Source organism: Pseudomonas granadensis, from assembly GCF_900105485.1.
GTDB lineage: Bacteria > Pseudomonadota > Gammaproteobacteria > Pseudomonadales > Pseudomonadaceae > Aquipseudomonas > Aquipseudomonas granadensis.
Genome location: NZ_LT629778.1, coordinates 4,075,647 through 4,099,230 on the forward strand (window position 1 = coordinate 4,075,647; position 23,584 = coordinate 4,099,230).

Consider the following 23,584-nt stretch of genomic DNA (forward strand, 5'->3'; position numbering starts at 1 on the left):
AAGAGTTTTTATAGATAAAGACTTAACACTTAAACATCAAGAGCCCTTAAAAATAAAAACTAACTTGAATCCAGCTTTAATCGAGGCGGCGAAGTTGGCCACTCAAAAAACTCGCCACCTGCCGTTATAAAATCTAACAACTCTCCCATCTTGGAACATGAATGTTTAAGTCCACACTCCCATACAACTAGGACCCGCCACCCGCCACTTAATAACTCAGAAACATGCGATACGTCTCGCAATACATTTCTATCCAACTTAGCTCGCCAGAAATCTTCTCTTGATGCGGGAACAGTGGAGTAAAAACATCCAGCATGGCGATGCCAAAAACACCCATGCACAAATATAGCTAATTGGTATTTCGGAAGAACAACATCTGGCTTTCCTGGCAAGTCTTTACGGTGCAATCTGAAGCGAAACCCAGAAGCATGAAGAAAACGCCTAACGGCTAACTCTGGCTTAGTATTCTTACCTTTTATACTCGACATCATTCGAGAGCGAGTAGCAGCACTGACCAAGTCAATCAAGTCTTCTCACCTCACTACAGATCTGTAAGCAATACCCTTTCACTTACTTCATAGAGACTATCAATACCTTTCCACCCAACTCTAAATTGGTTGCGCTTCTTGGGTTTCCACTCGCCATCAACAAGCTTCATATTTATACCAGGATCGTGATAAACCTTATTCTCATACATAGCTCGGAGAAACAGCTTTAAATCAGCACCACTACACAGTAGAATTTCCGGCCCGAACCTATAGTAGTTCACATCCCTTGCAACCACCTTATACGTGACATATGCGGTCTGCGCATGTTTCCTAGACCAGTGCGTGAGAATTTTGTTGAATGTCCAACCCAAGGCTACTTCTCCTTGCAGGTTTCGCATAATTAACCCTCCATCAGGGTCAACTACTTCATTTTTTTCCGGGTCATACCCCTCCATCCGAAACGTTAGACCACTCCGCTCATTTTGGACATTGATGAGATGTCTTCCAGTAAAGTCACGTCGGGACTCAGTACAACTCCCATAAGATGTTAGAAACTTTCCTAAATCCGCTTTGTAGGTTCCCGAGTCAGGCTCTGGGGTCATCAAGGTAACTGCACCGGAGCGATGTGACTTAAGCTCCCACTCGTGAAAGTCAGGTTCTGATCTTCCATTGGGAACTATTCCAAACATTCCTTCGAGAGTGTAACCAGCGCCATTTTTTGCGTGATATTCAATCATTTCTCCCGCTGGGTTCAAACGCCCAGACCGGACAAATCCACCTCGATAAATTTCTGATAGTTTTTCTAAAAGAAGAATGCGTCCTTCCTGTATAGGTTGTTCCAGCTCATAAAAAACTGAAGCAACCTTTGATATTTTTCCGCTTTCAATCCTCGCATTAGCATCACGGGCAAGCTTGCCGTCCCAAACACCGGAATAGGCGAGGATGGTGTTATCTGCACATATGCCGAAGACAAGACACCGTTGCGATTGTCCGCGCAAGGCCCTTTGTTCAGGCGTTGGTGGCTGCATGAGCTTGGAAGGCGCGAGAGCAGAACCGCGAAGAAACCCAGACAGTCTGACCTCGGGGTAGCGAGGATAGAAAATTAATTGTGCGCCGGGAGCGGGCGAAGGAGGGGCGTCAGATTCGATATCAATCCAGCTAAGCTTCAAAGAAGCCTTATACATCACCCCCTTATCCTTAGTGGTTTCCCCCACAAGGTCTCCATGGGGGATCAACCGCAATACATCAAAATCACTTCCAAAGTAAATTTGCTGCTTCGAATTGTCGTTGTTTGCCAACAACTTAAAGACAACGCGCCTAGCTCCGAGGCGACGCATCACCCTTGACACATATTCCAAAGGTGACTCATTAGCTCCTGACACGACAGCTCCTGGATTTAGCCTACATCGAAGCGGCATAGCCGCTCCGTTCTCTTGTAGTAGCTAAATAACACCAGGGTAGTGCTAATTGGCAAGAGCAATTTCTAATTGTGGTTGTTCTGCGTCAGAAATTTTGGCTTTTGCCGCAAGGATTCGATCCTTCATAAGCGTCGCAACAGCCTCAAACACAGGGACCGCGACCGAGTTCCCAAACTGGCGATACGCCTGGGTATCGGAGACAGGAATCACAAATTTGCTTTCCCCCGGCTTGTCAAAACCCATCAGGCGCGAGCACTCATGCGGAGTCAGCCGGCGCGGACGATTGAGCTGATTCAACTCACTGTTGAAGTCCAAGGTGTCCACGAACCCACGATCAACCAGGATTTCCGAACCATCCTTGTGATATCTCGCCGAAAGCGTACGAGCAACGTCGTTTGGACGAGTCAGGCCAAAGCCAAAGCCATTGCCTTTCTCACGGTGCTTCTCTGCATACCGGTAGAGGTAATCCCAAAGCTTCGGAGTAAGGATGTATTTCTCGTCCACTTCCTTATCAAGCAAATCACCAAAGCTAGGTCGCTGCTTCGGTATGAGTTTACTGATGTCGCTCAGTGTGAATCCCTGGTGAACATTCAAGTCACGCCGGAAGCCGACCAGCACGATTCGCTCACGATGCTGCGGCACGAAATGCCTGGCATCGATGACTTTGGGGTCTGATCCTTTTGGCGCATTCACGTCTGCTACCTCGTAACCCAGTTCATCTAACGCTTCGCAGATGATCCGGAACGTATTGCCCTTGTCATGGCTTTTCAGGTTTTTCACGTTTTCCAGCAAAAATGCGGCTGGGCGTTTCGCGGCAATTATCCGCGCCACGTCGAAAAACAGAGTGCCTTGGGTCTCGCACTCGAAACCGTGCTTACGGCCCAAGGAATTCTTCTTGGAAACACCTGCAAGCGAAAACGGCTGGCATGGGAAACCTGCCAACAGAACATCGTGATCAGGAATTTCGCGATCGATGTTCTTGTAGGCGTCTTCGTCACTGATTTCTGGCTTGTCTGAAAGCGTGACCGAGCGGATATCGAGGTTGAAGCGATGGCGAGCAGGATCGCAGTAGTGGTTCGCCTTGTACGTTTTTACGGCGTACTTGTTCCATTCGGAAGTGAACAAACACTCGCCACCGATGGCTTCAAACCCTTTTCTGATGCCGCCAATGCCGGCAAAGAGATCGATAAAGGTGAATGAAGGCTTGTGGTTCAAGCGCTTGGGCAGCAGATTCTTGAGACGAGTGAATTCAATGTGAGAGAGCTTCGGCGAAGCCTTTCCCTTGATCCAGCGATTGATGGTTTCACGGCACCAATGGCTCGGGCTTACGTCGTTGAGAATTTCGGCCAACTGCCCTTGGTCATAGATTTCCAGCAGCTTGTGCAGAAGCGCCAAGTCAGTTACCGGATGGGTATCAGGCTCGTACGAACCCGAGGTTGTTTCGCTCAAGGATTCAAAAGACGGTGTTTGAAAAAGATTCATGAGCCCGAAATTCCTCTGGGTCAAAGCTGTGACGAATGGTCACCATTCTAGCCCCCAGAACTTCAAAGTAAATGAAATTTCCTCGATTCCGTGAGATGAGTCGTGGCGATACGGATATGGAGGCTGCGGGATTCGATGGTGGTCAAATACTGGATATAAACACAGCATAATTTACTCTGCGTCTTTGTCCAGGTTTCCTTTCGCCTCGTGACCTGTAGGAAAAGTCGCTGGTTGACGACCATCCCTGATCCCCCTACCCTCAGCTCCGAGCCTAAGAAACTCTACAAACCAGAGCGGTCCTCCGCACCCGACAGTCATGCGGCTTTTTTTCGTCTGCGGTTTCCCTACGCCTGCGAAAAATCCCGTTATGTCGGGAGTGGGCGAATACAAGACCCGAAAGGGGAATATGTCCGGCCCGTCTCTGGTGGGTTTCTTAGCTCCCGACCCCCTAACGAATGCCCTAAGAAAGCAGCCAGAGGTAAATGGAAATGCCTGGATATCAAACCTTCATGATGAAGGTGAATCGCTGTACCCGCTGTTCGAACCCCGTGCCTCTTGGTCAGGAGGCATGCCATGTCTGAACCACTTCTTCCTACTCGTTTCGTCCGCAACAAAACCCATCTGCATGCCGTTCTGGTGGAGAACCAAGCGTGGTTCTGCGTCCATGAACTGGGCCGGTTGATGGGTAAACATCTTGATGAACGCCAGTTGCGCAAACTCGATGCCGATCAACGGCAGATGATGTGCCTGGAGATCTATGGCGAAGCCGAGGAACGCATGATGGTGAGTGAGTCGGGCGTGTATGCACTGCTGATCTATCACTACTGCCCTGAGTATCGGCAGCTTCGTGAATGGCTGACGCATCAGGTTGTGCCTGCGCTGCGTGATGCTCGTCCGGCGCGCTCGGTCGAGCGTCCGACGCTGAGTGTTTTGAGCTGGCCGCAGATGTCCTTGAGCACGCTGCACTGGCAGGATGAGCCATGGATTCGGTTGCGGGATATGCCTTGTTTGTTGGCGAGTGATCCGTTCAATCGACATGAGTCCTGGTGGCGCAAGGCTTCGCGAATGTTTAGTGGAGGCTGATGGTTTCAGAGTCCGCTGTTTGAGTTTTCAAGCAGCGGATTTTTGTGTCTCCAGATGCTTGAGGCCGCTCCGCAGCCCAGCGGGAGCAAGCTCCTTTGTCACAGAAGTGATGTGGCCCGCAATGGCGGTATGAGCAGTGAAATTAGGTTGATGCCGAAAATCGCCAGCGAGCTGGCTCCCACCGATTCCGCATCATCCTGAAAACAATCAGTGCAACCCGCCCCGCCGCTCGCTATTAATACCCCTCCCCACTCAAGGATCCGAGCCCCACCATGAAATTCGATCTCGCCTACTGCCTCAGTCTCGACGACAAGTTGTCGATCTATGACGTTCGCGATCTCAATTTCGATGAGACGGTGGCGTTTGATTCTGCGAAGGAACACTTCCAGTGCCCCAATGACACCTGTCGTTCGGCGTTTGCGGCGTCCAACGAGTTGGGTACGTTCAATGCCAAGAACGTGAATTACGTGCGTACGCCGCACTTCAAGAATCTGCCCACGACGCAGCATGTGGCGGGTTGTCCGTATATGAGCTTGAAGGCGTCGGCGTCTGGGGTTGAGGCGTTGGAGGGCGAGGTGGATGACGGGCGTGAGGAGCATTTCCCGTCGGAGTTATTGCTGACGCGGCGTGAGTATGTGCGCAAGCCTGTCACGCCTGCGGGGGCGGTGGATGTGTTGCGGGATGATCCGGTGCGGGCGGCGGCGGACAGTGGCAAGGAGTCAGCGGGGCGTGAGTCGGCGCCGGACAAGACCAGTGTGTTTGCGCATCCGGTAGAGTGTTTTGTTTCGAACTTCGCTGACAAGGAGTTGCTCAAGCGGATGCCGTTGAAGGTCGGTGAGCATTCGGCGCCGTACAGTTCGTTCTTCAAGAAGATTGAATATCTGACGGACAACAAGGGGCTGATTTACTGGGGGCGGATCAAGAAGATCGAGGACTTCCACAGCGCTAGTTTTCGTATCGATTTCGAAGACAGGGTCTGGTTCAAGAAGCCCGAGGACAGTAAGAAGAAGCCGTACCCGGTCAGCGTTTATCTGAACAAGAAGCTGATCGACAACTACCGCAAGCGCAAGGCGTTTCTGGAAGAGATCAAGCACGCGGTGGACAGCGACAAGGCGTTGTTCTGTTTCTTCTATGGGGTGACGCCGGAGTTGAAGCAGGTGCCTGGCAAGAAGAACCCCGAAAAGCCTTTCGAGGTCTTCAATGCCAATATCGAGAACCTGGATCACTTCATCATTCGTGAAGCGCCGGGCCTGGAGTGACGGTTAGCCTTTGGGTAGTTGCAGTTTGGCTTCGCCACGGTGTTGGTTGACTAGCGAGTACGGCAGCACTGGCCAATCAGGGTTGTCGCAGTTGCGCTGGTATCGGGCGAAGTAAGCGCCGAGATAAATCCCCTTCGGCGTGAAGTGCCAGTTGGAGTAACCCCAAACACTTTCATCGGTGTAGTCGCAGTCGCCATCGTCTTCGGCGGGCTTTTTCATTTCCTCGGGGTACAGCGTGGTGAACTGCTTGACCAGCCACGGCGCCATGACTTTCAGCTGATCGTATTCGGTGGCTGCGCTATCGGGCTCACCAATCCACAGCACGTCTTTGAGCTTCAACAATTCACCGGTGTGCGCATTCAGATTGATCGGTGAACTGCCGAAGTCCGGGTGGGCGCCGCCGCAGCTGTAGCCGGTGGAGATGTCCAGACTGACCACATCAGCCGAGAGAAACTCCGGGGCAGCACCTTGATCGAACTCGGCGTATTCCCCGCCATCCATCATGCAGCGGTGATAGTCGATGACTTCAGTCCAGAGGCGTCCGAGCAAGTGGTTGTTGATGCGCTGCTGCTCTTCTTTCGGGTAGCCAGACTCGACGCTGAACAGCGAGATCTTCGACTCAGGCTCTGTCCACCATTGCAGGTCGTAGCCCATGAAGTTTTCTTTCTTTCCCGGCTTGAGCTTGAGCCCCTGCAAACGCAAATACTCGTAGAGATCGTCCTTAGGCAACGTGGCAATAAAGGGCAGCGTTGTGGCGGCGGGCGCAGGAAGTCTGGCTTCGCTCAGTTGCACCGGCAACTTCTTGCCCTTGGGATTTTGCCATTCGCCCTGCCAACCGTTGGCGGTGGATTTCAACGTCAACGCTGGAAGCGGTTTGTCTTCACTGTAACGGTTGTTGCCTTCGACGAGGATTAGCGTGTGGTCCTGCAGCGAGCCGCTGAGCGCCAGGTCACGGTGGTACTTCTCGTAGAAATAACGACCGGTCACTTCGTCGTGTTGTGCAGTGTTGAGCTCAACCACGATCGGCATCTTGCCCAGCGTACCGGTGAAGACACGCGGGCCATCTTCGGCATGCGCGACGGAAATCAATGAGAACAGCACAGCAGCGCATGGCGCCAGGCGCATCAGTCCCTTGAGCATGGATCGATCCTTGAATGAATGAGGCTGCGGAGTATGCAGAGGATGCGCGCAGGAATCGAGGCTCTACTAGAGCAGCATGCCCAGCATCACGATAATCAGCAGCGCGATGTACACCCACGCATGCACCCGATCCGGAATCCGCCCGATCCACGGTGTCGCGAGCCTGATCCCCAAAAACGACCCCACCGTCAGCACTGCAAAAGCCAGCAAATCCACATACCCGACAAACCACGCCCCCAGATCCGTCTCGCTGAATCCGGCCAGCGCCATGTACGTCAACGTCCCGGCCACCGCCACCGGCACGCTCAGTGGATTGGCCATGGAGGTGGCTTGCGACATGCTCAACCCGCAACGGCGCAGCAGCGGCACGGTCATGACGCTTCCTCCTACACCGAGAAAGGTCGCGATGGCGCCGATGCCTACGCCGCCGGTTGAAGCTTCTGTACGGCTGAGTCGGCGTGGGATGACACCTTCGGTGCGGCGAAGAAATCCTCGTCTGAGCAGGCAGTCGATAATGGTCACGCCGAGGTAGGCGATGAATGCATAGCGAATCACTTCGCCGCTGACCCACACCGCCGCTATTGCACCTACGACCGCCCCCATTCCGATAAACCCACCCAACGGCCACAGGTAATGGCGGATGAGATTGCCGGCGCGGCGATGTTTGTCGGTGGCGATCAGGGCGTTGACGATCATTACGCAGGTCGAAGTGGCGACGGCGATGTGCATCGCTGATTGGCTGATTGGGTCGTCGGCGCCGTGGCTGGCGGTGAGCAGGCGATACAGCAGCGGCACGATGACGAAGCCGCCGCCAAAGCCGAACAGCACGGCGCTGATGCCGGTCAGGCAGCCGAAGAAGGTCAACAGCAGGTAGAACATGTCGAGGCGTCCGTGGTGGGAAAGCGCTCGACGATAGAGCTTCACCGCTTGGCCCGCCTCAGCATGTCAGCCAATAATGTTCGCGTTTACGCCAACCACCGGAAGAAGCACATGCGCAATGTTTCGATCAACGAATTGGATGACACACCGCGCAAGGTGGTGGCGCTCGGTACGGATTATTCCCACGGTCACCTACTGCCTTTTCATACACATCGGCGCGCGCAGTTGTTGTACGGCGCGACTGGCGTGATGCAGGTGCGCACCCATGACGGCAATTGGGTGGTGCCGCCGCAGCGGGCAGTGTGGATTCCGCCGGGGGTGGCGCATGAGGTGTTGATGCTTGGGGTCAGCACGCGCAGTTTGTATATCGAGCCCGACGCGGTGGATCTGGGACCGCGCTGCCAGGTGATCAGCGTGTCGCCGTTGATGCGCCATCTGTTGATGGAGGCGGTGGCAGCGCCGTTGCTGTATGACTTGGACGGACGTGACGGCGCGCTGTTCGACTTGTTGTTGCATGAACTGACACGCAGTGAGGTGCTGCCCCTACATATCCCTATGCCAGCCGAAGGAAAGCTCCTCAGTCTGTGTCAGACCTTTCTGAACAAGCCCAACGCACACCAATCCCCGCAGTATTGGGCCGAGCAGATACACATAAGCTTACGCACCTTTAACAGATTGTTTCGGCAGCAGACCGGGCTCAGCTTTCGTCAGTGGCGGCAGCAGGCCTGCGTAGTGCTGGCGCTGGCGCGACTGGCCGAGGGCGAGGCGATCACGCGCATTGCGCTGGACTTCGGCTATGAAAGCCCGGCGGCATTCTCGACGATGTTCCGGCGCGTGCTCGGTCAGGCACCGTCCGTCTGGTTGGAGGCGGCGAAGTAGGGCAAATCTAAAAATGCGTTTGATCCCGGCCGAAAACAACTGTACAAAAACACAGTACATTTTCAATCAGCACTTTTGAGCCCGGAGCACACCATGGCCTCTCTTGCGATGAACCACATTCTCGAACGCATTGCCCTTTTCCAGTTCACCCCGACGCACTGCGTCCAGGCCCGAGCGATGCTGGGCTGGAGCGTGGAACAACTATCGCGCGAGGCGCAGGTGCCGGTTGAAGACATTCAACGCTTCGAGGCGCAGCAAGAGGTGGCGGACGCAGCGCGGCTGGCGCTGGCTTATCGATTTGAGGCGCTGGGGTTGGTGTTTTTTCCGGGATTCCGGCCGGGGCGTAGTGCGAGTTTGAATGAGGTGAAGCCAGAATCAGCAGCGCGTGGGGATTTTGCGATGGCTGATTGATAGGGCAAGGTTGAACTTTATTCCCAAATAGGTATATTTTCGCATGAGTGCAAGGAAGCCACTCTTGTGGGTCTGCAGTAGCAGGAAAGATCTCAAGCAGATGCCCACGGAGGTACAAGACGTTTTTGGTCATGCATTGGATCTGGCTCAATGTGGGTTGAAGTATCCAGATGCAAAACCATTGAAAGGGTTTGGAGGAGCGGGTGTCCTGGAATTAATAGAAGACTTCGATACCAACACCTACCGAGCCGTTTATACGGTTCGTTTCGGCTGTGCAATTTACGTTTTGCACTGCTTTCAGAAAAAGTCGAAAAGCGGGATCAAAACCGCCCAGTCAGACATTGATCTGATCAGAAACAGACTTCGAGCAGCTCAGGATCATGCGAAAGGATCAGAAAGCTATGGAGATTGAAGTAGGCAGTGGAAACGTCTATCAAGATCTGGACTTACCCAATGCCAGTGAAATGCAGGTTAAGTCGCAGCTCGCAGCAAAAATTGGCGCAATCATCAAGGCGCGTCATCTCACTCAAATTCAGGCGTCGGAAATTCTAGGACTTTCACAGCCCAAGCTTTCCGAAATGTTGCGCGGCAAATTTCGCGGAATCAGTGAGGCAAAAATGATGGAGTGCCTATCTCGTCTCGGACGAGACGTGCAGATCGTAGTCAAATCGGCCCCCCGATCACGCAAAGAGGGCCGGATTGAAGTGGTATTCGCTTGAGGCGAAGCCATCATGCATTCTGCGCCACCACCTCACCCTCCCCTTCAACCGCCAGCCACCACGCACTGCCGCGTTGCGGTTGAGCGATGTTGAACGCTTCGCCCATCTGCGGGGTGGTGATGGCGACGCTGCGTTCCCAGGCCAGGGCGAGGATGCGGTCGAAGGGTTCGTGCCAGGCGTGCATGGCGAGGTCGAAGGTGCCGTTGTGGATCGGGAAGAGCCAGCGGCCCTTGAGGTCGATGTGCGCTTGCAGGGTTTCCTCTGGTTGCATGTGCACGTGTGGCCACTCGACGTTGTAGGCACCGGTTTCCATCAGGGTCAGGTCGAACGGGCCGTATTGTTCGCCGATGCGTTTGAAGCCGTCGAAGTAACCGCTGTCGCCGCTAAAGAAGATGCGGGTGTCGCCGTCGATCATCACCCAGGACGCCCACAGCGTGCTGTTGCCATCGAACAGGCCGCGGCCAGAGAAGTGCTGTGACGGCGTGGCGATAAAGCGAATGCCGGCGATTTCTGCGCCCTGCCACCAGTCGTACTGGCGGACCTTGCTGGCATCGATGCCCCATTTGATCAGGGTGTCGCCGACGCCCAGCGGCGTGAGAAACAGGTTGGTTTTCGCCGCCAGTCTGAGCACGGCTGCGTAATCGAGGTGATCGTAGTGGTTGTGGGACAGGATCACCGCTTCGATCGGCGGCAACTGGTCGATGCTGATCGGCGGCTGGTGAAAGCGTTTCGGGCCGGCCCACTGCACCGGTGATGCGCGCTCGGCGAAGACCGGGTCGGTGATCCAGAATTTGTCGCGCATTTTCAGCAGCAGGGTCGAGTGGCCGAGGCGATAAACGCTGTGGTTCGGTGCGGCCAGCAGATCTTCGCGGGTCAGCGCTTGCACCGGGATCGCGGCGCTGGGCCGGGTGGTGCGCGGTTTGTGGAAGATCATGTTCCACAGGATCCGCAGCATTTTGCGCAGGCCTTCGCGTTGCACCGGTGCGTGATTGCGGAACAGCCCTTGATCCTGGCGCGAGGCTTCAGGCGTGGAAGTGTTATCCGTGAGCGAGACTGGATCGGCCATGACTGAATGACTCCGGAACACCGCGCATTACACGGCTTTCCAACGGTGGGACGGTTGATGGCCAGGCTGCACGCAGAGGCCGAACTGTCGGTTTTGTAAGCGGCGAGGATTAACGCAACATTACACTGACGGGTGTAGTTTCTAGGTTGCATCAAAGCTGCCGCCAAGTAAACTGCCAAGTGTAATTTCCTCTTTTTTGCTTAAGCGACCTTATGACAGCTCCCCAGCGCCTCACCGAGCGTAAACGTGCAGCCATTATCCAGGCGGCGATTGCCGAATTCCGTGCACACGGGTTCGAGATCACCAGCATGGATAAGATCGCTGCAAGCGCTGGCGTGTCGAAGCGCACGGTGTACAACCACTTCCCCAGCAAGGAAGAGCTGTTCGCGGAAATCCTCAATCAATTGTGGGCACGCATCAGCGCCGAGCAGTCAGTCGCCTACCGCCGCGATCTGCCGTTGCGCGAGCAGCTGTGGCCGCTGCTCCAGGCGAAAGTGCAAATGATGGCCGATGAAAACTTTCTGACGCTGGCACGTGTGGCGATCGCGGCGACCATCCACTCTCCCGAGCGGGCGCAGAACATGATCGAGCGCATGGGCGAACGCGAAGAAGCACTGACTGTATGGATTCGTGCGGCGCAGGCCGATGGTCGTTTGAAAGCGGTCGATCCGGAATTTGCTGCGCATCAGGTCCAGGGACTGCTGAAGGCCTTTGGTTTCTGGCCACAGATATCGATGGGTCGCGCCGCGCTGGATGCCGAGACTCAGCAGACCGTGGCCGAGTCAGCGCTGGAGATGTTTCTGGCGCGCTATCAGGTCTGAACCCTCTTACCGGACTAACGCGGCCGACGAACGGCTGGCCGCCAGCACGATCCTGCAACGTATTTCAGGAACAATCTTGCGTAGATGGTTTCGGCTTCAGTGCGCTTGAGTATCGGTGCAAACCGCTGTGTACGTTGTACAAGAATTACGGCCGATCCCCGGATCCTGCCGCCAACGCGCTGCATATCCCGCGCCACAGGGATTGCACCACGTCCAAGACGCCATCCGGCCAATCGCTGACCGAGCGGTCCACTCTCTAAAACTTATACAAAATTATAAAAACCCACGTTCTTGTACAAGTTTGAGTTTTTTTGTATAAGTAGCACTCTGCCAGCTAAGGAACGCTGGCATTGAGCAGTCACCGCCGAATGCCGCACCGCGCATTCGGTCTGCCGGCGCGGTAATAGGGACTGAATCCTCGATCTTCCCAATTTCCAGAGTACTGCGAGCATGTTCTTCAATCGCCAAAAATCCATTATTGACGACCTTCAGCGCACCCTCACTGAACAATCCGGCCTGCTCGATGCGATCAATCGCTCGATGGCGGTGATCGAATTTGATCTGGAGGGCGTGGTGATGCGCGCCAACGACAACTTCCTCAAAACCATGGGCTACACCGCCGAGCAAGCCATCGGCCAGCCGCATAAGCGTTTCTGCACTCCAGAATTCGGCCGCAGCGCGCGATACACTGAACTGTGGTCGCGCCTGAAGAATGGCCAGTTTCAGTCCGGCACGTTTGAGCGGATCAACAGCCAGGGTCAGCCGATCTGGCTCGAAGCCAGCTACAACCCGATCAAGGATGCGTCGGGACGCGTGGTTAAAGTGGTCAAATACGCCATGGACGTGACCGCCAAGGTGCAGCAGGAAAGCGAAGCCAACGCCAAGTTGCAGGCGATTGACCGGGCGATGGCCGTGATCGAGTTCGACCTGGAGGGCAATGTCCTCACCGCAAACCAGAATTTTCTGACGCGCATGGGTTACACACTCGCCGAACTGAAAGGTAAACATCACCGTTTGTTCTGCACCTCGGAGTTGGTCAACAGCGGTGCGTACCAGGATTTCTGGCGTCGCTTGAATCAGGGTGAGCTTTTTCACGGATTGTTTGAACGCGTCGATAAACGCGGGCAAACGGTTTGGCTCGAAGCCAACTACAACCCGGTCTACGACGCCGCCGGGCGCTTGTGCAAAGTGGTCAAGTTCGCCTCCGACGTCACCGCCCGTGTCGTCCAGCATGAGCAGGATGCACGAAGCGCCAGCGCGGCTTATCACATCTCGGTGGCGACCCGTAAAGTCGCTGAGCAAGGCACGCAGGTGATCCAGCAAGCCGCCAGCGAAATGCGCGAAATCGCCGAAGACATCGCCCAGTCATCAACGTTGATTGCGCAACTGGGCGAACGCTCCGAACAGATTACCGCCATCGTCAACACCATCCGTGCGATTGCCGACCAGACCAATTTGCTCGCGCTCAACGCCGCCATCGAAGCCGCTCGCGCCGGTGAACAGGGCCGTGGTTTTGCCGTGGTTGCCGACGAGGTGCGACTGTTGGCCGGCCGCACCAGCGGCTCGACCGCGGAGATTTCCAACATGATCGGCCTGATCCAGAGCGAAACCCGCCAGGCCATCAAGAGTATGGAAGGCACCCGCGGCCGCGCAGCGGAAGGGGTCGAGCTGGCCAATCAGGCGGGCACGGTGATTCTGCAGATCCGTGATGGCGCGAGTGAAGCGGTGGAAGCGGTGAGCATGTTTGCCAATGAGCGGGCGCCGGGGTAAGTCGGGTTCGCTCGGGAACGCGGTTGGATTAAGGTCACGGGCTGGCGGTGAAGCGGGTTGCCGCCATCGCCAGCAGGCTGGCTCCGACAGGGACTTCGGTATGGCGAAGCGTGTTTTTTGACAGGGAGAAATGCGCTATCCAGTGCGCGAGCGCCCGATTATATTGTCCGCCAACAGTCAACAGCGCAGGGACATCCCATGGAACGCCGCGCCATCCGCATCGCCCTTATTGGCGATCACGACCCGCAAGTCACCGCCCATCAGGCCATCCCCGTCGCTCTCGGGCTGGTTGCCGAACAGCTCGAGCGCGCAGTGCGATTCGACTGGTTACCCACCGAGCAGATCCACGCCGATACGCCGCTGCACGCCTTCGACGGTTTCTGGTGCGTGCCGGCCAGTCCTTACAAAAGCGAAGCCGGCGCCTTGCACGCAATCCGTTTTGCCCGCGAACAGCAGCGCCCTTTTCTCGGCACTTGCGGTGGTTTTCAACATGCAGTGCTGGAGTATTCGCGCAATGTGCTGGGCTGGGCCGATGCAGCACATGGTGAAACCTCGCCGGAGTCCGAGCGCGCATTGCTCACGCCGCTGACCTGTTCGCTGGTCGAGGCAGTGGACAGCATTCACCTGGTGCCCGGTTCGTTGATCGCCAAGGCATACGAAACGGCTGAAATCAGCGAGGGTTATCGCTGCCGTTATGGGGTGAATCCACAGTTCGAACACGAGTTGCTCAGCGATCGGCTACACGCAGTTGGCCACGATTCTGTGGGGGACTTGCGTGCCGTTGAGCTCCAGGATCATCCGTTCTTTGTCGCTACTCTGTTCCAGCCGGAACGCGCGGCGCTCAAGGAGCAGACGCCGCCGCTGGTGCTTGCGTTTGTTGAAGCTTGCGCCGGGAAGCCGTGTTGAGTTCGGCTTCTGTTTAAGGCAAATGACTGGCGGCGCATTCACCGGCCTCATCGCCAGCAGGCTGGCTCCCACAGGGATCGGTGAATACCTCAATTCCCTGCTAGTCCCCACAGGGTTTTAGGCTCGCCACGAATCCATTGTGGGAGCCAGCCTGCTGGCGATGGCGGCTACCGGTTCACCGCAAGGCTTCAGCCCCGCACCAGACTGCGCACCGCGACGATCTCCGGCACTTCCACCTTGCTCATGTAAACGCGCAGCGGTTCGGTGATGTTGATCCGGTCGTCGATGTGTTGATCCAGCAGCAACTGGATCAACTCGCGTTTAAGGGTCATGGTCTGTTCGGTCGCGGGGGCCCAGACGAATTCGCTGACAGGGATAATGCCGTCGTCGGCGACGTCCATGCCGAAGGCATCTTCGCTGAATCTGACGATGTATTGACCGGTCTTGCGGTTCAGGCCAACGAAGCCCTTGAGGTCGTCGGCGGCCTGGCAGATGAGTTGGGAGGTGATGCGCATGGTAAACCTCGCGAATGATGATCGATGGTTTACACGCAGGGCCACTGAGCGGCGCACCCTCTGCTGGGGTGTCTGCCGAGAGCAAGCGTACTGCAAACGGCGCCACAAACGTGCAGGAAAATTCGCTTTTAATACGTTTATGTCGGTCCTGCGCTGGCACCCGAGCGCTTCAGTTGTTAAAACAGTGCTCTTTGAAATTGCCTGCGAAAGGAACTCGAACATGCCCGCTACTTTTACCAAAAGCGCTTTGGTCCTGAGTCTGCTGCTCGGCCTCGGTCAGGCGCAGGCCGCCAGCCACAGCGATCCTGAAGCCATTGCCGCAGCCCACGGCATTCCGCACCCGGCAGTAATCGCTCACCGTGGCGCGTCGTTCGATGCGCCGGAATCCACCGCCGCCGCTTATCGACTGGCCCGCGACTTGGGCGCCGACTATCTGGAACTGGATTTGCAGCGCAGCAAGGACGGTGTGTTGTTCGCCCTGCACGATGACAATCTGCAGCGCACCACCGACGTTGCGAGCAAATTTCCGGAGCGCAAGGACAGCCCGGCCACCGCGTTCACCATGGCCGAACTGAAAACCCTCGACGCCGGTAGCTGGTTCAACACCAAGTACCCGGATCGCGCCCGCCCGTCCTACACCGGGTTGAAGATTCTGACCCTCGATGAAATCATCGACATCGCCCGCGCCAATCCGCAGCACAAGCCGGGCCTGTACATCGAAACCAAAGAGCCGCAGCTGTTCCCCGGCATCGAACATGACCTCAAGGAAAAACTCCAGGACCGCGGCTGGCTGAGCCCGGCCGGTTCGAAACTGGCGAAAAGCGCGCTCGGCGTCGGCCAGGGCAAAGGCAAGGTGATCCTGCAGACGTTCGACAAGAACAGCCTGCAATTGCTGGAAAAGGAAATGCCGCAAGTGCCGAAGATCCTGCTGTTGTGGGTCGGCGAAGGCAGCATCGAGCCGAAATCGAACGTGACCTTTGCCGCTTCCGGTGAAAAGGACAAGAACGTTTTCTACGGTAAACAGGAACCGAAGTCCGAAGCTGAATTCAGGCAGTGGGTCGACTACGCCAAGGCCCAGGGCGCGATCGGCACCGGTCCGTCGGCGAAGCTTACCCATGGCGGTGACCAGAGCTATTCGGATCTGGTGCAGCCGTGGATGAATCAGTACACCCATGATCAGGGCATGCTCGTGCACGTCTACACCGTCGATGAGCCGGTGGATTACGAGAAAGTCATGGCGGCCGGTGTCGATGGCATCTTTACCAACCGTGCCAGTGAACTGTTGAAGTTTTACAAACGCCCGGCGGCTGGCAGTGTTGATGAAGTATTGAAGAAGAACGGTTTCTGAGCCGTTATCGAGTCGCCTGCTTCGCGAGCAGGCTCGCTCCCACAAAGAGCAGTTTTATCGCGAAGCAGAGATTTAAGGGTGAGTTAAGTTGCGCTGGTTAATCTGAACTCACTTACACAGATCAACCACTTCAACGCACCACCAAGGAATGAACCGATGAAAACTTTGACTGCCCTGTTTACTGCCGCTGCCCTGACCCTTACCGCTGGCCTGGCTCAGGCCGACGTACGCATCGACCAGGTCCCGCAACTGGTGAAAGACGGCAAGATCAAGTCGCTGGAATCGATGAACGCCGAGGCACTGAAGCTGCATCCGGGTGCGACCATTACTGACACCGACCTGGATAACCACTTCAACGGTTATGAGTATGAAGTTGAACTCAAGACCGCTGACGGCAAAGAGTTCGATGTGGACTTTGATGCAACTACCGGCAAGGTGCTGAGCAACAAGCAAGATACTTGATAGAGCGCTGGTAAAGAGCCGCACGATTTAACGATCGTGCGGCTTTTTTGTGGCTGGGGTTTGGCGCGAGTTTTGGGGTGACTGGGAAATCGATTCCCCCTCACCCCAGCCCTCCCCCCAGGAGAGGGAGCCGATTTGCGGGCCGCTCGAACCTGAGTTCGACTCGATATGGCAAGTTCGGTGCAATTCACACATTCCCTGCGGTCAGTCCCCTCTCCCTCCGGGAGAGGGCCAGGGTGAGGGCCAGCCATCACGCCGAACGCACTGACAAACGCCACCCAAAATCAAGCACTCAACCGCGCCGTCACTTCATTCAACTGCCCCGACAAACCATGCAGATTCTGGCTGGCGCTCTCGGTACGCTGCACGTTATCCAGATTGGTACTGGCAATCGCGGTGATTTCAGTCAGGTTGCGCGAGATGTCTTCGGCCACCGAAGTCTGCTCCTCAGCCGCGGTAGCAATCTGCCGGTTCATGTCGCGGATCGCTTCCACCGCATGGGTGATGCGCTCGAGCATCGCGCCAGCCTGGGTCACTTGCTCGACGCTTTCATCGCTGCGCGCCTGGCCGTTGTCGATGGCATGCGCAGCGTCTACCGCGCCGGTCTGCACACTCTGAATGATCTGGTTGATCTCGATGATCGACTCCGCCGTGCGCTGCGCGAGGTTACGCACTTCGTCGGCGACCACGGCAAATCCACGCCCGGCCTCACCGGCGCGGGCCGCTTCGATGGCGGCGTTGAGCGCGAGCAGGTTGGTCTGTTCGGCGATGCCGCGAATAACTTCCAGTACCTTGCCGATGCGCCCGCTGTCCGCTTCGAGACGGCGGATCACGGTGGCGGTGTTGGCGATTTCGCCGCGCATCTGGGTGATCGAATGGATGGTGGTCTGCATGACCTTCTCGCCCTGTTGCGCCGACTGATCGGCATCGTCAGCAGCGCGAGCGGCGTCGGCGGCGTGGCGCGCGACTTCCTGAGCGGTCGCGGACATTTCGTTCATCGCCGTGGCCACTTGATCGGTGCGGTTGAATTGCTCGTTGGTGCCGCCGGCCATGGTTGTGGCGATGGCGTTCAGCTCACCGCTGGCGCTGTCCAGATCGCTGGCACTGCGCTGCAAACGGGTGAAGGTATCGGCGAGGAAATCGCGCAAGGTGTTCGCCGCGGTGGCAAGATTGCCCAGCTCGTCCTGCCGCTCGTTGGTCACGCGCGCGGCGAGTTGGCCGCGACTCAGTTGGCTCACATAGTCGATGAGTTTGCGGATCGGCTCGACCAGGTTGCGGTTGACCAGCCACAGGCTCAGCAGGCCGATCAACAGCCCCGACGCCAGCATCACCAGCAAGCCGATCCACACAGTGCGATCGGCGCCGGCACTGATCAGCGCCGACTGCTCAGTGCCCTGCTGGCGCAGTTCAGTTACCAGTTCGCTCATTTGATCGCTGGTCGCACGGTCGACACCTTTGACTGCTGCGTCGCCCGCCGCCGGATCACCGCCGGCAGCGACATACGCATCGCGGCCCTTCTGATAGGCCGCGCCGAGTTGGCGGTGTTCGTCACGCAGGCGTTCGATGCGGGATTTCAGGCTCGGCTCGATGCCGCTCTGGCTGGCCAGTTCACCGAGGATTTTCTGCACGTCGCGCTGACGCTCTTCGAACTGGCCCCAGTACTTGGCCAGATCCGCAGGCTGCTTGCCGCGCAGCAAGACGTTTTTCCATTCCTGCACCTGCACCTTGAATTGCAGGTTGGCTTCGTCGATCAGTTGCGAGGTGTGCAACGGCCCGGCGAGCAACTGGCTGTAACTCTGTACGCCATTGGACAGGAAATGAAAGCAGGCCAGCGCGATCAACAGCACCGCCAGCAGACTGCCACTCAACAGGGCGAGCATTTGCGCTCTCAGGGATTTTTGCAGCATCGAAGATACTCACGACAGGGGTGGAGCACGCCCGGAACGAGCGTGAAAAATGGCCGGACCTCCCTGTCGGCGAACCTTGGCTCAAAGCCAAAGGCGCGCAACCTAACTCAGCTGAGATCGGCGCGCCAGAGCGCTTCTTGAGAATCTTCCGACAGCCGGTAAGGCATTGATTTGGCGCCGTTTTACCGTCACATAAATGTCATGTGACATTGCGATGATGCCGCTCAGGTGAACCTGTAAAACCCGCATCAGCCGCCCTCCTCGCAGCGAGCCGCCATGAACCACAGCCTCGATATCAGCCATCGCGATCCAGACCTGTTCGGTTTGCTCTACGGCTTCCGTTTTCTGCCCGGCGAACGCGGTCGCGAAGTCGATTCCGCAACGGCGTTGCGCTGTTTGCAGGACGACAGCGACAGCGGCGAATTCCTCTGGCTGCACTTGAACCTGGCCCACGCAGCGTGCGAGCGCTGGATGAAAAGTCACCTGCAATTGCCGGAAGAATTTTTCGAAGCGCTGCATGAGGGCTCGCGTTCGACGCGCATCGAGCATGTCGACTCGGCATTGCTGGCGGTGGTCAACGATGTGGTGTTCAACCTCAGCAGCATGGTCTCCTCGGACGTATCGACGCTGTGGGTTTGTGTGCGCAGCAAACTGATCGTCAGCGCACGCCTGCAACCGTTGCACTCGGTGGACAAATTGCGCTCGTCGGTGAAGGCCGGCGAGCGCTTTCGGTCGCCGTCGGAATTGCTCGTGCATCTGCTGCGCGATCAGGGCGAGGTGCTGACGCAGATCGTGCGCAAAACCAGCCTGAGCGTCGATCAGATCGAGGACGAATTGCTCTCCTCGCGGTTGTCGACCAACCGCGCCGAACTCGGCGCCAACCGCCGCGTGCTGGTGCGCCTGCAACGCTTGCTGGCGCTGGAACCGGGTTCGCTGCTGCGCCTGCTCAACCGTCCGCCGCCGTGGTTGCAGAAGGAGGACGTGAAGGAGTTGCGCAAGTCTACCGAGGAGTTCGCGCTGATCATCAACGACCTCACCGCCCTCGGTGAGCGAATCAAATTGCTTCAGGAAGAGATCGCCGCCAACCTCAACGAACAGAGCAACCGCACGCTGTTTACCCTGACCGTGGTGACGGTACTGGCGCTGCCGATCAACATCATCGCCGGTTTCTTCGGTATGAATGTCGGCGGCGTGCCGTTGTCGCAGGACCCGCACGGGTTCTGGGTACTGGTCGCGCTGGTGGCGACGTTCACCGTGATCGCCGGGCGATGGGCGTTTCGCAAGCGTGGGGATTATTGACCACATATGCCACCGTTCCCCTGTGGGAGCTGGCAAGCCAGCTCCCACAGGGGACTTCGGCGTTCTCAAGATCAATGGTCAGACTAATCAGGCAAACACTGATCTGCCGCAGTCTCTCTGTAACATTCTGCAACGATCATGGGCGACATTCCTTCCCTCGCTCAGGATTGTCCGCTCATGGCTACTCCCTCCCTGACCGCCAGCCCCGCCCCTGCCGCCAGCGGCAGGCCCGCGCTGGACAAGAAACCCGGCCCGTTCACCTATGTGATCTTTTTCGCCGTACTGGCGATGGGCATGCTGTTCACCGCCTACAGCCTGATGCACGACATGCACGAACTCGGCACGGTGGTGACCACCTGGACGCCGTTTCTGCTGCTCGGCGTGGCGCTGCTGATTGCGCTGGGCTTCGAGTTCGTCAACGGCTTCCACGACACGGCCAACGCGGTGGCGACGGTGATCTACACCCACTCGCTGCCGCCGAATGTGGCGGTGGTCTGGTCGGGCTTTTTCAACTTCCTCGGCGTGCTGCTTTCCAGCGGCGCGGTGGCGTTCGGCATCATCGCGCTGTTGCCGGTGGAGTTGATCCTGCAGGTCGGTTCGTCGGCTGGGTTCGCGATGATTTTCGCTTTGCTGATCGCCGCCATTCTGTGGAACCTCGGCACCTGGTGGCTGGGCTTGCCGGCGTCGTCTTCGCACACGCTGATCGGCTCGATCATCGGCGTCGGTGTGGCCAATGCGCTGATGCACGGCCGCGACGGCACCAGTGGTGTCGACTGGGCGCAGGCGACCAAGATCGGTTACGCCTTGCTGCTGTCGCCGCTGGTGGGTTTCGGTTGCGCCGCGCTGTTGCTGCTGGCGCTGCGCGCCTTCGTCAAGAATCGCTCGCTGTACAAGGCACCCGAAGGCAACACCCCGCCGCCGTTGTGGATTCGCGGTTTGCTGATCGCCACCTGCACCGGCGTGTCCTTCGCTCACGGCTCCAACGACGGACAAAAAGGCATGGGCCTGATCATGCTGATTCTGGTCGGCACCTTGCCGATGGCCTACGCCTTGAACCGCACCATGCCGGAAGAACAATCGCTGCAGTTCGCCGCGGTGGCGCAAGTCACCCAGCAGGCGCTGGTGAAAAGCTCACCGCTGCCGGCACCGGCCGATCCGCGTCCGGTCCTTTCCGATTACGTGCGCAGCAAGGAAGCCACGCCGCAACTGATTCCGGCCCTCGCCGCGCTGACCGGACACATCGGTGAGCAAGTCAGAGGCTACGGTTCGCTGGCCAAGGTTCCGGCCGAAGCCATGGGCAACGTGCGCAACGACATGTACCTGGCCAGTGAAAGCATTCGACTGATGGACAAGAACAAGGTCGGCAATTTCGACGCTGACACCAGCAGCAAATTGCAGCTGTTCAAACAGCAGATCGATAACGCCACACGCTTTATTCCGCTGTGGGTGAAGATCGCCGTGGCCATCGCGCTGGGGCTCGGCACCATGGTCGGCTGGAAACGCATCGTGGTGACCGTCGGCGAGAAAATCGGCAAGACCCACCTGACTTATGCCCAAGGCGCTTCGGCAGAAACCGTGGCGATGCTGACCATCGGCGCGGCAGACATGTTCGGTTTGCCGGTCTCGACCACCCACGTGCTGTCGTCCGGTGTGGCCGGGACCATGGTCGCCAATGGTGGCGGGTTGCAGATGAAGACCATCCGCAATTTGCTGATGGCGTGGGTGCTGACCTTGCCGGCGGCGATCCTGCTGTCGGGCAGTCTGTATTGGTTGTTCACCCAGATTTTCTAAACCAATACAAATCCCCTGTAGGAGTGAGCCTGCTCGCGATAGCGTCCTTTCAGTCGATACAGATGTGACTGACACACCGCTATCGCGAGCAGGCTCACTCCTACATTTGATTGTGGTGACCCGTCAAAGCGTCGATTGAACCACCTCCCCCAGCCAGTCCATGAACATCCGCACCCGCAGCGGCAAATGCCGTTGCCGCGCATACAGCAACGAAATCGCCATCGCCGGTGCGGTGTATTGCGGCAGCACGGTGACCAGTTCACCGTTATCCAGATGCGGCTGCATGCCGGTGCGCGGTACCTGAGTCAGGCCGAAACCACCGAGGCACGCCGACTCGTAGGCGTCGGTGCTGTTGACCGTGATGCTGCCGGCCATCGGCAAGCGTCGCACCTGCCCGCCCTCTTCGTAGACGAAACCTTCCGAACGCGAGCCCAGCACCCCGACGTAATGCACCAGCCGATGCTGCGCGAGATCCTCCAGAGTTTGCGGCACGCCGTAGCGTTCGAGGTACGCGGGGCTGGCGCAGTTGATCATCGAAAAGTCGCCCAAGTGCCGCGCCACCACCGATTGATCCGGTTGCGCGCCGACCCGCAGCACGCAATCGAAGCCTTCGCTGAGTAGATCGACACGGCGGTCGGTGCTGCTGATTTCCAGCTGCAGGTTCGGGTGCCGTGCCATGAACTGCGGCAGACGCGGCATGACCAGGCGCCGGGCGAGAATATTCGGCATGTCGACACGGATGCGCCCGGTCAGCGAGGCCTCGTCCTGGCGGAACAAGCCTTCGATCTCGTCCATGTGCGACAGCAGATCCTTGCTGCGCTCGTACAGGACCAAGCCGTCCTGAGTCGCTTGCACCTTGCGCGTGGTGCGCTGCAACAAGCGCGTGCCAAGCAGGGATTCCAGCGCCTGCACATGCTCGGACACGGTCGAGCGCGGCAGGCCCAGGCTTTCGCCGGCGAGGGTGAAACTCGACAGTTCGCTGACCCGCACGAAGGTGCGCAGCAGTTCCAGTTTGTTCATTTTGGCGCCCCGTGATTGTTCGGCTGATCCGATCAGTGATTCCGCTTTCAGTCTGTTTATCAGCTTGGGGCGGATAAATAAACTTTGATCCATCCCCACTCAACGCAATCGGAGCAAGCCCCATGAACCGTAAAATCGCATTGATCACCGGCGCCAGCCGTGGCCTGGGCAAAAACGCCGCGCTGCACCTCGCCGCGCAAGGCATCGACATCATCGGCACCTACCACAGCCGCGCTGACGAGGCGCAGGCCCTGGTCGGCGAACTGCAAGCGCTCGGCGCCAAAGCGGTCATGCTGCAACTCGACGTTGGCCGCAGCGACAGCTTTGCCGATTTCAGCGCGCGGGTTGAGCAAGCCTTGCAGCAAACCTTCGACCGTCAGCGCTTGGATTTTCTGATCAACAATGCCGGGATCGGCGTGCATGCCTTGTTCGCCGACACCACCCCGGAGCAGTTCGATCTGTTGATGAATGTGCAGTTGAAGGGACCGTTTTTTCTAACTCAGCAGTTGCTGTCACTGATCACCGACGGCGGACGCATCATCAATGTTTCGAGCGGCCTGACCCGCTTCAGCCTGCCGGGCTACAGCGCTTATGCGGCGATGAAAGGCGCGATGGAAGTGCTGACGCGTTATCAGGCCAAAGAGTTGGGGGCACGGCAGATCGGCGTGAATATTCTTGCCCCGGGCGCCATCGAGACTGATTTTGGTGGCGGTGCCGTGCGCGACAATTCGGCGTTGAATGCGATGGTCGCCAGCAACACGGCGCTGGGTCGTGCCGGGCAACCGGACGATATTGGCGGCGCGCTGGCGTTGTTGCTGTCCGAGGGTGGTCGGTGGATCAACGGCCAGCGTGTCGAGGCGTCCGGCGGCATGTTTCTCTAATTTGAAACAAAAAAAATCGCAGCCTTCAGTGGCTGCGATT

Annotated in this window: 23 protein-coding genes; 14 read left to right on the top strand and 9 right to left on the bottom strand. The window is 57.4% G+C overall.

Annotated features, from left to right (window positions below; all coding sequences use genetic code 11):
• Positions 1-59: 59 nt before the first annotated feature.
• The 3 genes from BLU52_RS18030 to dcm form a co-directional block, all read right to left on the bottom strand.
• The gene (locus BLU52_RS18030) at positions 60-524 is read right to left on the bottom strand and encodes a very short patch repair endonuclease (RefSeq protein WP_090288617.1); all 465 of its coding nucleotides are present in this window, start codon (positions 522-524) and stop codon (positions 60-62) included.
• Positions 525-541: 17 nt separating this feature from the next.
• Positions 542-1,870 carry an MvaI/BcnI family restriction endonuclease gene (locus BLU52_RS18035; RefSeq protein WP_157720710.1) on the bottom strand — a complete coding sequence of 443 codons (1,329 nt, stop codon included), beginning with the start codon at positions 1,868-1,870 and terminating at the stop codon, positions 542-544.
• 81 nt (positions 1,871-1,951) lie between these two features.
• Positions 1,952-3,388: a DNA (cytosine-5-)-methyltransferase gene (dcm, locus tag BLU52_RS18040; RefSeq protein WP_090285437.1), complete on the bottom strand. Its 1,437-nt coding sequence runs from the start codon at positions 3,386-3,388 to the stop codon at positions 1,952-1,954.
• Positions 3,389-3,961: 573 nt separating this feature from the next.
• Between dcm and BLU52_RS18045 the strand changes: the two genes are divergently transcribed.
• Complete coding sequence (locus tag BLU52_RS18045) at positions 3,962-4,471, top strand: BRO-N domain-containing protein (protein WP_090285439.1); 510 nt, start codon at positions 3,962-3,964, stop codon at positions 4,469-4,471.
• Between the two features lie 272 nt (positions 4,472-4,743).
• A complete protein-coding gene (locus BLU52_RS18050) occupies positions 4,744-5,730 on the top strand; it encodes a hypothetical protein (protein WP_090285441.1) in 987 nt (328 codons plus the stop codon).
• A 3-nt stretch (positions 5,731-5,733) separates the two neighbouring features.
• On the opposite strand, the gene BLU52_RS18055 is transcribed toward BLU52_RS18050, so the two are convergent.
• Positions 5,734-6,870, bottom strand: coding sequence for a hypothetical protein (locus tag BLU52_RS18055; RefSeq protein ID WP_090285443.1), 1,137 nt, complete (start codon positions 6,868-6,870; stop codon positions 5,734-5,736).
• A gap of 66 nt (positions 6,871-6,936) precedes the next feature.
• Positions 6,937-7,749 (bottom strand): sulfite exporter TauE/SafE family protein, encoded by an 813-nt coding sequence (locus tag BLU52_RS18060; RefSeq protein ID WP_090285445.1) that lies wholly within the window; start codon positions 7,747-7,749, stop codon positions 6,937-6,939.
• A gap of 111 nt (positions 7,750-7,860) precedes the next feature.
• On the opposite strand from BLU52_RS18060, the gene BLU52_RS18065 reads away from it, so the two are divergent.
• From BLU52_RS18065 to BLU52_RS18080, 4 genes are all read left to right on the top strand, one after another.
• Positions 7,861-8,628, top strand: coding sequence for an AraC family transcriptional regulator (locus BLU52_RS18065; protein WP_090285447.1), 768 nt, complete (start codon positions 7,861-7,863; stop codon positions 8,626-8,628).
• A 93-nt stretch (positions 8,629-8,721) separates the two neighbouring features.
• Positions 8,722-9,039 (top strand): hypothetical protein, encoded by a 318-nt coding sequence (locus tag BLU52_RS18070; RefSeq protein WP_090285449.1) that lies wholly within the window; start codon positions 8,722-8,724, stop codon positions 9,037-9,039.
• A gap of 100 nt (positions 9,040-9,139) precedes the next feature.
• Entirely contained in the window at positions 9,140-9,451 is a 312-nt protein-coding gene (locus BLU52_RS18075; RefSeq protein WP_197677946.1) for a type II toxin-antitoxin system RelE/ParE family toxin, read from the top strand.
• On the top strand, positions 9,441-9,758 hold the full coding sequence (locus BLU52_RS18080; RefSeq protein WP_090285453.1) for a helix-turn-helix domain-containing protein: 318 nt from the start codon (positions 9,441-9,443) through the stop codon (positions 9,756-9,758). Before BLU52_RS18075 ends, BLU52_RS18080 begins: the two co-directional genes overlap by 11 nt.
• A gap of 10 nt (positions 9,759-9,768) precedes the next feature.
• Here BLU52_RS18080 and BLU52_RS18085 read toward each other — a convergent pair whose 3' ends face one another.
• Positions 9,769-10,824: an MBL fold metallo-hydrolase gene (locus BLU52_RS18085; RefSeq protein ID WP_090285455.1), complete on the bottom strand. Its 1,056-nt coding sequence runs from the start codon at positions 10,822-10,824 to the stop codon at positions 9,769-9,771.
• A 212-nt stretch (positions 10,825-11,036) separates the two neighbouring features.
• On the opposite strand from BLU52_RS18085, the gene BLU52_RS18090 reads away from it, so the two are divergent.
• The 3 genes from BLU52_RS18090 to BLU52_RS18100 all read left to right on the top strand — a co-directional run bounded on the left by BLU52_RS18090 (position 11,037) and on the right by BLU52_RS18100 (position 14,321).
• Positions 11,037-11,645 (top strand): TetR/AcrR family transcriptional regulator, encoded by a 609-nt coding sequence (locus tag BLU52_RS18090; protein WP_090285457.1) that lies wholly within the window; start codon positions 11,037-11,039, stop codon positions 11,643-11,645.
• 450 nt (positions 11,646-12,095) lie between these two features.
• The gene (locus BLU52_RS18095; protein WP_090285459.1) at positions 12,096-13,415 is read left to right on the top strand and encodes a methyl-accepting chemotaxis protein; all 1,320 of its coding nucleotides are present in this window, start codon (positions 12,096-12,098) and stop codon (positions 13,413-13,415) included.
• 198 nt (positions 13,416-13,613) lie between these two features.
• Positions 13,614-14,321: a CTP synthase C-terminal region-related (seleno)protein gene (locus tag BLU52_RS18100; RefSeq protein ID WP_090285461.1), complete on the top strand. Its 708-nt coding sequence runs from the start codon at positions 13,614-13,616 to the stop codon at positions 14,319-14,321.
• Between the two features lie 188 nt (positions 14,322-14,509).
• Here BLU52_RS18100 and BLU52_RS18105 read toward each other — a convergent pair whose 3' ends face one another.
• Positions 14,510-14,836 (bottom strand): DUF2025 family protein, encoded by a 327-nt coding sequence (locus tag BLU52_RS18105; protein WP_090285463.1) that lies wholly within the window; start codon positions 14,834-14,836, stop codon positions 14,510-14,512.
• Positions 14,837-15,056: 220 nt separating this feature from the next.
• Between BLU52_RS18105 and BLU52_RS18110 the strand changes: the two genes are divergently transcribed.
• Together BLU52_RS18110 and BLU52_RS18115 are read left to right on the top strand one after the other, a co-directional pair.
• Positions 15,057-16,184, top strand: coding sequence for a glycerophosphodiester phosphodiesterase (locus BLU52_RS18110; protein ID WP_090285465.1), 1,128 nt, complete (start codon positions 15,057-15,059; stop codon positions 16,182-16,184).
• 156 nt (positions 16,185-16,340) lie between these two features.
• A complete protein-coding gene (locus tag BLU52_RS18115) occupies positions 16,341-16,646 on the top strand; it encodes a PepSY domain-containing protein (RefSeq protein ID WP_039758030.1) in 306 nt (101 codons plus the stop codon).
• A 284-nt stretch (positions 16,647-16,930) separates the two neighbouring features.
• Here the strand turns inward: BLU52_RS18115 and BLU52_RS18120 are convergent, their stop codons facing one another.
• Positions 16,931-18,553, bottom strand: a complete 1,623-nt coding sequence (locus BLU52_RS18120; RefSeq protein ID WP_090285467.1) for a methyl-accepting chemotaxis protein — start codon at positions 18,551-18,553, stop codon at positions 16,931-16,933.
• A gap of 276 nt (positions 18,554-18,829) precedes the next feature.
• On the opposite strand from BLU52_RS18120, the gene BLU52_RS18125 reads away from it, so the two are divergent.
• On the top strand, positions 18,830-19,852 hold the full coding sequence (locus tag BLU52_RS18125; protein WP_090285469.1) for a transporter: 1,023 nt from the start codon (positions 18,830-18,832) through the stop codon (positions 19,850-19,852).
• Between the two features lie 177 nt (positions 19,853-20,029).
• Complete coding sequence (locus tag BLU52_RS18130; protein ID WP_090285471.1) at positions 20,030-21,643, top strand: inorganic phosphate transporter; 1,614 nt, start codon at positions 20,030-20,032, stop codon at positions 21,641-21,643.
• Positions 21,644-21,766: 123 nt separating this feature from the next.
• Here BLU52_RS18130 and BLU52_RS18135 read toward each other — a convergent pair whose 3' ends face one another.
• Positions 21,767-22,663, bottom strand: a complete 897-nt coding sequence (locus tag BLU52_RS18135) for a LysR family transcriptional regulator (RefSeq protein WP_090288618.1) — start codon at positions 22,661-22,663, stop codon at positions 21,767-21,769.
• Between the two features lie 122 nt (positions 22,664-22,785).
• On the opposite strand from BLU52_RS18135, the gene BLU52_RS18140 reads away from it, so the two are divergent.
• Positions 22,786-23,544, top strand: a complete 759-nt coding sequence (locus BLU52_RS18140) for an SDR family NAD(P)-dependent oxidoreductase (RefSeq protein ID WP_090285473.1) — start codon at positions 22,786-22,788, stop codon at positions 23,542-23,544.
• Positions 23,545-23,584: the final 40 nt, after the last annotated feature.

Excerpts from the sequence above, each read along its gene's own strand:
- dcm (WP_090285437.1), bottom strand. The coding sequence starts at position 3,388 with ATGAATCTTTTTCAAACACCGTCTTTTGAATCCTTGAGCGAAACAACC.
- BLU52_RS18045 (WP_090285439.1), top strand. The coding sequence starts at position 3,962 with ATGTCTGAACCACTTCTTCCTACTCGTTTCGTCCGCAACAAAACCCAT.
- BLU52_RS18050 (WP_090285441.1), top strand. The coding sequence starts at position 4,744 with ATGAAATTCGATCTCGCCTACTGCCTCAGTCTCGACGACAAGTTGTCG.
- BLU52_RS18055 (WP_090285443.1), bottom strand. The coding sequence starts at position 6,870 with ATGCTCAAGGGACTGATGCGCCTGGCGCCATGCGCTGCTGTGCTGTTC.
- BLU52_RS18060 (WP_090285445.1), bottom strand. The coding sequence starts at position 7,749 with ATGTTCTACCTGCTGTTGACCTTCTTCGGCTGCCTGACCGGCATCAGC.
- BLU52_RS18065 (WP_090285447.1), top strand. The coding sequence starts at position 7,861 with ATGCGCAATGTTTCGATCAACGAATTGGATGACACACCGCGCAAGGTG.
- BLU52_RS18070 (WP_090285449.1), top strand. The coding sequence starts at position 8,722 with ATGGCCTCTCTTGCGATGAACCACATTCTCGAACGCATTGCCCTTTTC.
- BLU52_RS18075 (WP_197677946.1), top strand. The coding sequence starts at position 9,140 with ATGCCCACGGAGGTACAAGACGTTTTTGGTCATGCATTGGATCTGGCT.
- BLU52_RS18080 (WP_090285453.1), top strand. The coding sequence starts at position 9,441 with ATGGAGATTGAAGTAGGCAGTGGAAACGTCTATCAAGATCTGGACTTA.
- BLU52_RS18085 (WP_090285455.1), bottom strand. The coding sequence starts at position 10,824 with ATGGCCGATCCAGTCTCGCTCACGGATAACACTTCCACGCCTGAAGCC.
- BLU52_RS18090 (WP_090285457.1), top strand. The coding sequence starts at position 11,037 with ATGACAGCTCCCCAGCGCCTCACCGAGCGTAAACGTGCAGCCATTATC.
- BLU52_RS18095 (WP_090285459.1), top strand. The coding sequence starts at position 12,096 with ATGTTCTTCAATCGCCAAAAATCCATTATTGACGACCTTCAGCGCACC.
- BLU52_RS18100 (WP_090285461.1), top strand. The coding sequence starts at position 13,614 with ATGGAACGCCGCGCCATCCGCATCGCCCTTATTGGCGATCACGACCCG.
- BLU52_RS18105 (WP_090285463.1), bottom strand. The coding sequence starts at position 14,836 with ATGCGCATCACCTCCCAACTCATCTGCCAGGCCGCCGACGACCTCAAG.
- BLU52_RS18110 (WP_090285465.1), top strand. The coding sequence starts at position 15,057 with ATGCCCGCTACTTTTACCAAAAGCGCTTTGGTCCTGAGTCTGCTGCTC.
- BLU52_RS18115 (WP_039758030.1), top strand. The coding sequence starts at position 16,341 with ATGAAAACTTTGACTGCCCTGTTTACTGCCGCTGCCCTGACCCTTACC.
- BLU52_RS18120 (WP_090285467.1), bottom strand. The coding sequence starts at position 18,553 with ATGCTGCAAAAATCCCTGAGAGCGCAAATGCTCGCCCTGTTGAGTGGC.
- BLU52_RS18125 (WP_090285469.1), top strand. The coding sequence starts at position 18,830 with ATGAACCACAGCCTCGATATCAGCCATCGCGATCCAGACCTGTTCGGT.
- BLU52_RS18130 (WP_090285471.1), top strand. The coding sequence starts at position 20,030 with ATGGCTACTCCCTCCCTGACCGCCAGCCCCGCCCCTGCCGCCAGCGGC.
- BLU52_RS18135 (WP_090288618.1), bottom strand. The coding sequence starts at position 22,663 with ATGAACAAACTGGAACTGCTGCGCACCTTCGTGCGGGTCAGCGAACTG.
- BLU52_RS18140 (WP_090285473.1), top strand. The coding sequence starts at position 22,786 with ATGAACCGTAAAATCGCATTGATCACCGGCGCCAGCCGTGGCCTGGGC.